The sequence below is a fragment of the Pseudomonas juntendi genome (assembly GCF_009932375.1).
Lineage (GTDB): Bacteria > Pseudomonadota > Gammaproteobacteria > Pseudomonadales > Pseudomonadaceae > Aquipseudomonas > Aquipseudomonas juntendi.
In genome coordinates this window covers 1-7,930 of record NZ_BLJG01000199.1, presented here as the reverse complement: position 1 = coordinate 7,930, position 7,930 = coordinate 1, and the positions used below count along the sequence as shown (strand labels likewise).

Genomic DNA, 7,930 nt, shown 5'->3' with positions numbered 1-7,930 from the left:
GCGCAACCCGCGCCAGGCGGAAAAACAGCCGGTGATCATCCGCAAGGAATCCAAGCTCGACCGTTTCCCTACGCCTGAGCAGCTGGATGACTTGCCAAGCCGCCCCCGCGGTGAGCGCCCAGAGCTGCAGACCTGCTGGGGCTAAGCACAGGCTTGAGAAAAAACCAGGCCTGGGCCTAATGCGAGTCAGTTAAGTAATTTGGGGTCGCTTTGCGACCCTTCGCGGGCACGCCCGCTCCCACAGGGGATCGCGCAGGGGATCGCGCATTTCTTGAGTGGGAGCGGGCGTGCCCGCGAAGGGCTGCAAAGCAGCCCCAGTAACGCTTAACTAACAGGCATTAGGCCTGGGCCGGGGTTTGTTCATCACTCGTCGAGGAAGGAGCGCAGGTGCTCGCTGCGCGTCGGGTGGCGCAATTTGCGCAACGCCTTGGCTTCGATCTGACGGATCCGCTCACGGGTCACGTCAAACTGCTTGCCTACCTCTTCGAGGGTATGGTCGGTGTTCATGTCGATACCGAAGCGCATGCGCAGCACCTTGGCTTCGCGTGCGGTCAGGCCCGAGAGCACGTCACGGGTGGCTTCTTTCAGGCTCTCGACCGTGGCTACATCGATCGGGGACTGCATGGTCGAGTCCTCGATGAAGTCGCCCAGGTGCGAGTCTTCGTCGTCACCGATCGGGGTTTCCATGGAAATCGGCTCTTTGGCGATTTTCAACACCTTGCGGATCTTGTCCTCAGGCATTTCCATGCGCTCACCCAGCTCTTCCGGGGTCGGTTCACGACCCATTTCCTGCAGCATCTGCCGGGAAATACGGTTGAGCTTGTTGATCGTCTCGATCATGTGCACCGGAATACGAATGGTGCGAGCCTGGTCAGCGATCGAACGGGTGATTGCCTGGCGAATCCACCAGGTGGCGTAGGTCGAGAACTTGTAACCACGACGGTATTCGAACTTGTCCACCGCCTTCATCAAGCCGATGTTGCCTTCCTGGATCAGGTCGAGGAACTGCAGGCCACGGTTGGTGTACTTCTTGGCGATGGAGATAACCAGACGCAGGTTCGCCTCGACCATTTCTTTCTTGGCGCGGCGGGCCTTGGCTTCACCGATCGACATGCGACGGTTGATTTCCTTGATCTCGGCAACGGTCAGGCCGGTTTCGGTCTCAAGGTCGATCAGCTTTTGCTGGCAAGCGACGATGGCGGCGTCCTTTTCACCCAGGGCAGCAGCCCATTTGGTGTTGCGCTTGGCCAGGTCACCGCTCCAGGTCTGGTCGGTTTCGTTGCTTGGGAACATGCGCAGGAAGTCGGCGCGCGGCATGCGGGCGTCACGCACGCACAGCTGCATGATGGCGCGTTCTTGCTGGCGCAGACGGCTCAAGGCGTCACGCACGCGCTCGACCAGTACCTCGAACTGCTTCGGTACCAGTTTGATCGGCATGAACAGGTCAGCCAGGGCCTGCAGGGCCTCGATGCTTTCCTTGTGGTTGCGACCGTGTTTCTTCAGAACCTTATTGGTGACCTGAAGCTGGTCGTTGACCGCACCGAAACGCTGTGCGGCGACAACGGGGTCGGGACCGCTTTCGGTCTCTTCTTCGTCGTCACTGCCTTCGCTTTCTTCGTCTTCCTCGTCCGACTCTTCCTTGGCCGCTGGGGCCTTGGCGCCGATGACTGGCACCTCGTCGGTAGGCGCTGCAATATTGTCGTCAGGGTCGATGTAACCGCTGAGAACATCGGACAGGCGGCCACCTTCGGCGGTGACACGGTCATATTCGCCGAGAATGTAATCGACAGTGCCCGGGAAGTGGGCGATGGCGCCCATGACTTCACGAATGCCTTCCTCGATACGCTTGGCGATTTCGATCTCGCCTTCGCGGGTCAGCAGCTCGACCGTACCCATTTCGCGCATGTACATGCGCACCGGGTCGGTCGTGCGGCCGATATCGGTTTCAACTGCCGCCAACGCAGCAGCGGCTTCTTCGGCCGCGGCTTCGTCGGTGTCGGCTTCCGCCAACAGAAGGGCATCCGCATCCGGAGCACTCTCGAATACGTTGATCCCCATGTCGTTGATCATGCGGATGATGTCTTCCACCTGTTCCGGATCTGAAATATCCTCAGGCAGGTGGTCGTTGACCTCCGCGTAAGTCAGGTAGCCCTGCTCACGACCGCGGGTGATCAACTCTTTGATACGAGACTGCTGTTGCGCTTTTCCGGACATAACACCCTATCCACTGAAGGTCTTGGCGGGCAAAAAACAAGCCGAGGATTATACCCGAGCATGGGCCTCACGCGCCAGATGAGGTCGGCGTTTGTGCGGGAACATTCCGGCTCAGCAAGGCGAGGAGCTGGGTTTTTTCCTCGCTGGTCAATTCGCTTTGACGTGATTTCCTGAGCAGTTGTTCCAGGCTGCGCTCGCGTTGGCGGGCGGACAAGCTAGTAATGGTGTCGAAAAACTGTTGTTCAAGGTTGTCGGCCACGATCAGCCATTCCTTTTCTGCCAAGGCCCGCAGCAGGCGGCCCTGTTCGGTGCCATGCCAGCGTGCAATCAGCTGCATTGAGCTTAGCCCAGGATTTTTCTGTGCGGCCTCGATCAATGCCACCAGCAGCTGGCTGTACAGGTGCTCTTCGTCGGCGAAGTGGCTGGCATCTTCCACCTTGCCCGCCAGCAGCGGGTGGTGCAGCAAGGTGCGCAGGGCCGCCAGGGTAGGTGGTTCGACCGGCGCCGGCACCCGTGGTGGCGCTTCATCGCGCTGCCAGTTTTTCCCGCCCTTGCGGTTCTTGTCCCATGGTTTGTCGCCCCACGGCTTCTTGCCGCCGCCCTTGTTGGGCTTCCAGGCCTGCTCCTGCTGGAACGGCGCCGGCTCGAACTGCGGCATGTCACCATAGTCGGGGGTGTAGCTGGCCATGGCGTCGTAATCGTAGCCAGGGTCGTAGTCCGGCATGCTGGTGGGCGCGGGTGCCTGCTGGGCCAGTTGCTCGACCTGTTGAGGGTCGAGGCCGGTGATTTCTCTCAGGCGGTTGCGCATCAGCTGGCGCAGGTTGGCGCCGGGAATCTTTTCGATCAACGGTGCGGCCAGGGTCGCCATGTGGGCCTTGCCTTCCAGCGAGCGCGGGTCGGCTTCGACGCCCAGTTGCTCGAAGAAGTAGTCGGCCAGCGGCTGGGCGTGCTGGTTGATGCGGGCCATGAAGGCGTCGGTGCCTTCGGCGCGTACCAGGCTGTCTGGGTCTTCGCCTTCAGGCAGGAACAGGAAGCGCGCCCGACGGCCGTCCTGCAGGTTGGGCAGCGCCGACTCCAGCGCGCGCCATGCCGCTTTGCGCCCGGCCTGGTCGCCGTCGAAGCAGAACAGCACGCTGGGCACCACGCGGAACAGGCGCTTGAGGTGTTCTTCGCTGGTGGCCGTGCCAAGGGTGGCCACGGCATTGCGCAAGCCTTGCTGGGCGAGGGCGATGACATCCATGTAGCCCTCGACAACGATGATTTCGTCGAGGTTGCGGTTGTGCTTGCGCGCCTCGTACAACCCGTACAGTTCCTGGCCCTTGTGGAATACCGGGGTTTCCGGGGAGTTCAGGTACTTGGGTTTGTCGTCGCCGAGCACCCGGCCACCGAAGGCGATGATGCGCCCGCGGCTGTCACGGATGGGGAACATTACCCGGTCGCGGAAGCGATCGTAGCGCTTGCCGCTTTCGGCGTTCTCGATCAGCAGGCCGGCATCGATCATCACCTTCTGCTGCAGGGCGTCGGCGCCTAGGTGCTTGAGCAGGTTGTCCCAGCCGGGCGGGGCGAAGCCCAGGCAGAAGTCGCGGGCAATTTCCCCGGACAGGCCACGGCCTTTGAGGTAGTCCACCGCCGCCTTGCGGGTCGGGTGGCTGCGCAACGCCTGGCGGTAGAACTCGGAGGCTGCATCCAGCAGCGGGTATAGTGGCGAATCGGTGGGCTGGCGTGGCTTGTTGTCACGGCGCCCTTGTTCGCGGGGCACTTCCATGCCGGCGGCGCGGGCCAGCTCCTCGACGGCCTGGGGGAAATCCAGGTTGTCGTGGTCCATGACAAAGCCCAGGGCGTTGCCACCGGCGCCGCAGCCGAAGCAGTAGTAGAACTGCTTGTCGGGGCTGACCGTAAAGGAAGGGGTTTTTTCCTTGTGGAACGGGCAGCAGGCGGAGTAGTTCTTGCCGGTTTTTTTCAGCTGGACGCGCGAACTCACCACATCGACGATGTCGAGGCGGTTGATCAGGTCGTCAATGAAGCTCTGGGGAATCAGCCCGGCCATGGCAGTCTCGTCATCTGGCAACTGGCAAGTCTAATCGCTCGCGCGCCGAATGGGGCGGGTGCCGCTTGATATGGTGCGAGGAAATGTGTGCTCGCCGCCGGCCACTAGGGGCCCGTCAGTCTGACGTGCACGTCTGGTCATGGAAAAGCGAAGACCAGCTCTGACGTTTCAGGCAGGTTGCCCGTATGCAGTTCGCGTGAAGCTTGTGCGGGGCCTTGGGCTGGCTGCCCAAGTGTAAAACGACCACTGCCATCGCCCGGCGTTAGCCGGGCAGGGCAGAAGCTTTGCGTTGAACGCCTGTATTAGTACAGACGAACGGCGCGGCGCTGTTCGCGCTGAACTTTCTTGGCGTGACGCTTAACAGCAGCAGCTGCCTTGCGCTTACGCTCTGCGGTCGGCTTCTCGTAAAACTCGCGGCTACGAACTTCAGCCAGTACACCGGCTTTTTCGCAGGAGCGCTTGAAACGACGCAGAGCTACGTCGAAGGGTTCGTTCTCTTTAACTTTGACGGCTGGCATCCAGGGCTACCTTAATTCATTACCGGGGTAGACGTGCTCCTGGCAAAACAAAGGTGTGCTGGAGAACGTCGGTTTTCAAGGGTTGCGGATGTTAACCCTTAGCAAGCCGGAATGCAAAGCCTCTGATCGAAAACCGCTGGTCGGCACTCGGCACGGGGACTATCATGCGCGGCTTCGAATTCAGCCCCCACAAGGGACGAGCCCATGCTAGTACTGGGATTGGAAACATCCTGCGACGAAACTGGCGTCGCATTATACGACAGCGAACGCGGTTTGTTGGCCGACGCGCTGTTCAGCCAGATCGACCTGCACCGCGTGTTTGGCGGTGTGGTGCCCGAGCTTGCCTCGCGTGACCACGTCAAGCGCATGCTGCCCCTCATCCGCCAGGTGCTGGATGAGGCGGGCTGTGTCGCCACCGAAATCGACGCCATCGCCTATACCGCCGGCCCCGGCCTGGTCGGCGCCTTGCTGGTGGGGGCGTCGTGCGCCCAGGCGCTGGCATTTGCCTGGGACATTCCGGCAATTGGCGTACATCACATGGAAGGCCACCTGCTGGCGCCCATGCTGGAGGAAAACCCGCCCGAGTTTCCGTTCGTCGCTTTGTTGGTGTCCGGCGGCCATACCCAGCTGGTTCGGGTGGATGGCATCGGCCAATACGAGCTGCTGGGCGAGAGCCTGGACGATGCCGCTGGCGAAGCCTTCGACAAGACCGCCAAGCTGATTGGCCTGAATTACCCGGGTGGCCCGGAAATCGCGCGCCTGGCCGAGCAGGGCGTGCCTGGGCGCTTTGTGTTCCCCAGGCCGATGACCGATCGCCCTGGCCTGGAATTCAGCTTCAGTGGCCTGAAGACGTTCGCCCTGAACACCTGGCAGCAGTGCAAGAATGCTGGCGACGACGGCGAGCAAACCCGTTGCGACGTGTCGCTGGCATTCCAGCAGGCCGTGGTAGAGACTTTGACCATCAAGTGCAAGCGGGCCCTCAAGCAGACGGGCCTCAAGCGCCTGGTCATCGCCGGTGGCGTAAGTGCCAACAAGGCCTTGCGCGCCTCGCTGGAAGAGATGCTGGCCGGCATGAAGGGCAACGTATATTACGCGCGGCCGCAGTTCTGCACCGACAACGGCGCGATGATCGCCTATGCCGGCTGCCAGCGGCTGCTGGCCGGGCAGCAGCAGGGCCTGGGGATCAGCGTGCAGGCACGCTGGCCGATGGAGCAACTGCCACCGCTGTAACGGTGGGCGGCAAGGTTCAGAAGTGGCGTTCGCGCCCGGCAAACAAATCGCGCAGGTTGCTGCGGTGGCTCCAGACGATCAAGGCGGTGAGCACCGTGATCGGCAGCAGGGCTTCCGGCTCGCGCCAGGCCAGCAATGGCAAGGTCAGCGGGGTGGCGATCAGCGCGGCCAGCGAGCTGGTACGGGTGAGGTAGAAAATCAGCAGCCAGGCGCCAACCGCCAGCAGCGCGGCGGGGAAATACAGGCCCATGAGCATGCCGGCAGCCGTCGCCACGCCTTTGCCACCCTGAAAGCGGAAGTACACTGGAAACAGGTGGCCCAGCACTGCATACACGCCTACCCAGGCCTGTTCTTGCAGGTCCAGCCCGGCGAGGCGGGCGAGCAATACTGGCAGCAGGCCCTTGCACAGGTCGCCAAGCAGGGTCAGGATCGCCATTTTACGGCCTGCCAGGCGTAGCATGTTGGTAGCGCCGGCATTGCCTGAACCACTGGAACGCGGGTCCGGGCTGCCTGAGAGGCGGCTGAGAACAATGGCGAAGGACAGCGAGCCGAGCAGGTAGGCGAGCAACGCCAGTAACCAAAACATGCTAACTATTCCGGGCGAGGACGCCCTGATTCTAACGGCGCCAGTCGCCCTTGTCGTGCTGTGGAGAGAAGTGCTTGGACAGAGTGTTCATCGAAGGCCTGGAAGTCGATACCGTTATCGGTGCCTATGACTGGGAGCGGGATATTCGCCAGTGCTTGCGCCTGGACTTGAGCTTTGCCTGGGACAACCGCCCCGCGGCGGCCGGCGACGACCTGAACCTGGCCCTGGATTACGCCAGCGTTTCGGCGCGTATCCAGGCATTCGCCGAGCAGGCCCGTTTCGAGCTGGTGGAAACTTTTGCCGAGCGCCTGGTGGCTGCCTTGATGGAAGAGTTCCACATCCCGTGGGTGCGGTTGAAGCTGACCAAGCCTGGCGCGGTGCCGGCGGCCCGTGGCGGTGTTGGCGTGGAGATCGAGCGCGGATGTCTCTGAGCACGGTTTATCTGGGCCTTGGCAGCAATGTCGACCGTGAGGCGCATTTGTGTGCCGGGCTTGATGCGTTGGCCGCGATTCTCACCGACATGCGCTGCTCTCCGGCTTTCGAAAGCCAGGCGGTGGGGATCAAGAGCGGGCCATTCATCAATTTCGTGGTCAGCGGGCAAACCGCGCTGCCGTTGATCGAACTGGACCGCCGGCTGAAGTTCATCGAGGCCGACAATGGCCGTTATGCGCCTGACCGCAAAGGGTTGCCGCTGGATATCGACGTGCTGATGTATGACGACCTGCATGGCAACTTCGATGGGCTGGTACTGCCCCGGGCAGAGATCTTGAAGAACGCCTTCGTGTTATGGCCGCTGTCGCTGCTGGCGCCGGAACTGGTGCATCCGGGGGCGGGCAAGACCATGGGGCAGTTGTGGCAGGACGCGCAGATCGACCAAGTGCTGGCACCGGTTGCCTTTGAGTGGCGTGGGTTGCAGTTGACGCCGGCGTAAGCCTGTTCCGGCCTTTTCGCGGGCTTGCCCGCTCCCACAGGTGAATCGCGCAGGCTTCTAATTTTGAGAAAGACAGTTGCTCGTGCAAGTCCGGCGGCAACTTCAAGCCAGCGCAGGCCCCTGTGGGAGCGGGCATGCCCGCGAACACCGGCGGAGCCGGTGCCAGGCACAGCGTCGCCTGCTTCGCGGGCAAGCCAGCTCCCACGGGGATCGCATCAGGGCTGACAGGTGTTTGCCACAAGGTATGCAGCGCCTGTTAGAGCGAGCGCCGCCCGCGCGGCGCATCGCGAGCTGCGCTCGCTCCTACGTTTGTTTCGGGCCAATTACTCCTGTGCCAGATGCGCGCGAACGCCTTGTTCGCACGACGCGATATCGCGGCGTCCGCCAAGGCGTTCGCGCGCAAA

General features: G+C 62.2%; 7 protein-coding genes. 3 read left to right on the top strand and 4 right to left on the bottom strand.

The features are described 5' to 3' along the window. Positions 1 to 363: 363 nt before the first annotated feature. The 3 genes from rpoD to rpsU all read right to left on the bottom strand — a co-directional run bounded on the left by rpoD (position 364) and on the right by rpsU (position 4,779). On the bottom strand, positions 364 to 2,214 hold the full coding sequence (gene rpoD / locus GYA94_RS21265) for an RNA polymerase sigma factor RpoD (protein ID WP_009682803.1): 1,851 nt from the start codon (positions 2,212 to 2,214) through the stop codon (positions 364 to 366). 67 nt (positions 2,215 to 2,281) lie between these two features. Continuing rightward, the gene (gene dnaG, locus GYA94_RS21260) at positions 2,282 to 4,261 is read right to left on the bottom strand and encodes a DNA primase (RefSeq protein WP_161893050.1); all 1,980 of its coding nucleotides are present in this window, start codon (positions 4,259 to 4,261) and stop codon (positions 2,282 to 2,284) included. 302 nt (positions 4,262 to 4,563) lie between these two features. Then, positions 4,564 to 4,779 carry a 30S ribosomal protein S21 gene (rpsU, locus tag GYA94_RS21255; protein ID WP_003255575.1) on the bottom strand — a complete coding sequence of 72 codons (216 nt, stop codon included), beginning with the start codon at positions 4,777 to 4,779 and terminating at the stop codon, positions 4,564 to 4,566. Between the two features lie 204 nt (positions 4,780 to 4,983). Here rpsU and tsaD point away from each other — a divergent pair, with 204 nt between their 5' ends. Continuing rightward, positions 4,984 to 6,009, top strand: a complete 1,026-nt coding sequence (gene tsaD / locus GYA94_RS21250; RefSeq protein ID WP_009682801.1) for a tRNA (adenosine(37)-N6)-threonylcarbamoyltransferase complex transferase subunit TsaD — start codon at positions 4,984 to 4,986, stop codon at positions 6,007 to 6,009. A 16-nt stretch (positions 6,010 to 6,025) separates the two neighbouring features. Here tsaD and plsY read toward each other — a convergent pair whose 3' ends face one another. Then, positions 6,026 to 6,595 (bottom strand): glycerol-3-phosphate 1-O-acyltransferase PlsY, encoded by a 570-nt coding sequence (gene plsY / locus GYA94_RS21245; protein ID WP_009682800.1) that lies wholly within the window; start codon positions 6,593 to 6,595, stop codon positions 6,026 to 6,028. Positions 6,596 to 6,669: 74 nt separating this feature from the next. Between plsY and folB the strand changes: the two genes are divergently transcribed. Both folB and folK read left to right on the top strand, forming a co-directional pair. Further along, positions 6,670 to 7,026, top strand: coding sequence for a dihydroneopterin aldolase (gene folB, locus GYA94_RS21240; RefSeq protein WP_009682799.1), 357 nt, complete (start codon positions 6,670 to 6,672; stop codon positions 7,024 to 7,026). Further along, positions 7,017 to 7,526 (top strand): 2-amino-4-hydroxy-6-hydroxymethyldihydropteridine diphosphokinase, encoded by a 510-nt coding sequence (gene folK, locus GYA94_RS21235; RefSeq protein ID WP_054911844.1) that lies wholly within the window; start codon positions 7,017 to 7,019, stop codon positions 7,524 to 7,526. The genes folB and folK overlap by 10 nt, the downstream gene beginning before the upstream one ends. The last annotated feature ends 404 nt before the right edge of the window (positions 7,527 to 7,930 follow it).

Excerpts from the sequence above, each read along its gene's own strand:
- plsY (WP_009682800.1), bottom strand. The coding sequence starts at position 6,595 with ATGTTTTGGTTACTGGCGTTGCTCGCCTACCTGCTCGGCTCGCTGTCC.
- folK (WP_054911844.1), top strand. The coding sequence starts at position 7,017 with ATGTCTCTGAGCACGGTTTATCTGGGCCTTGGCAGCAATGTCGACCGT.
- tsaD (WP_009682801.1), top strand. The coding sequence starts at position 4,984 with ATGCTAGTACTGGGATTGGAAACATCCTGCGACGAAACTGGCGTCGCA.
- dnaG (WP_161893050.1), bottom strand. The coding sequence starts at position 4,261 with ATGGCCGGGCTGATTCCCCAGAGCTTCATTGACGACCTGATCAACCGC.
- rpoD (WP_009682803.1), bottom strand. The coding sequence starts at position 2,214 with ATGTCCGGAAAAGCGCAACAGCAGTCTCGTATCAAAGAGTTGATCACC.
- rpsU (WP_003255575.1), bottom strand. The coding sequence starts at position 4,779 with ATGCCAGCCGTCAAAGTTAAAGAGAACGAACCCTTCGACGTAGCTCTG.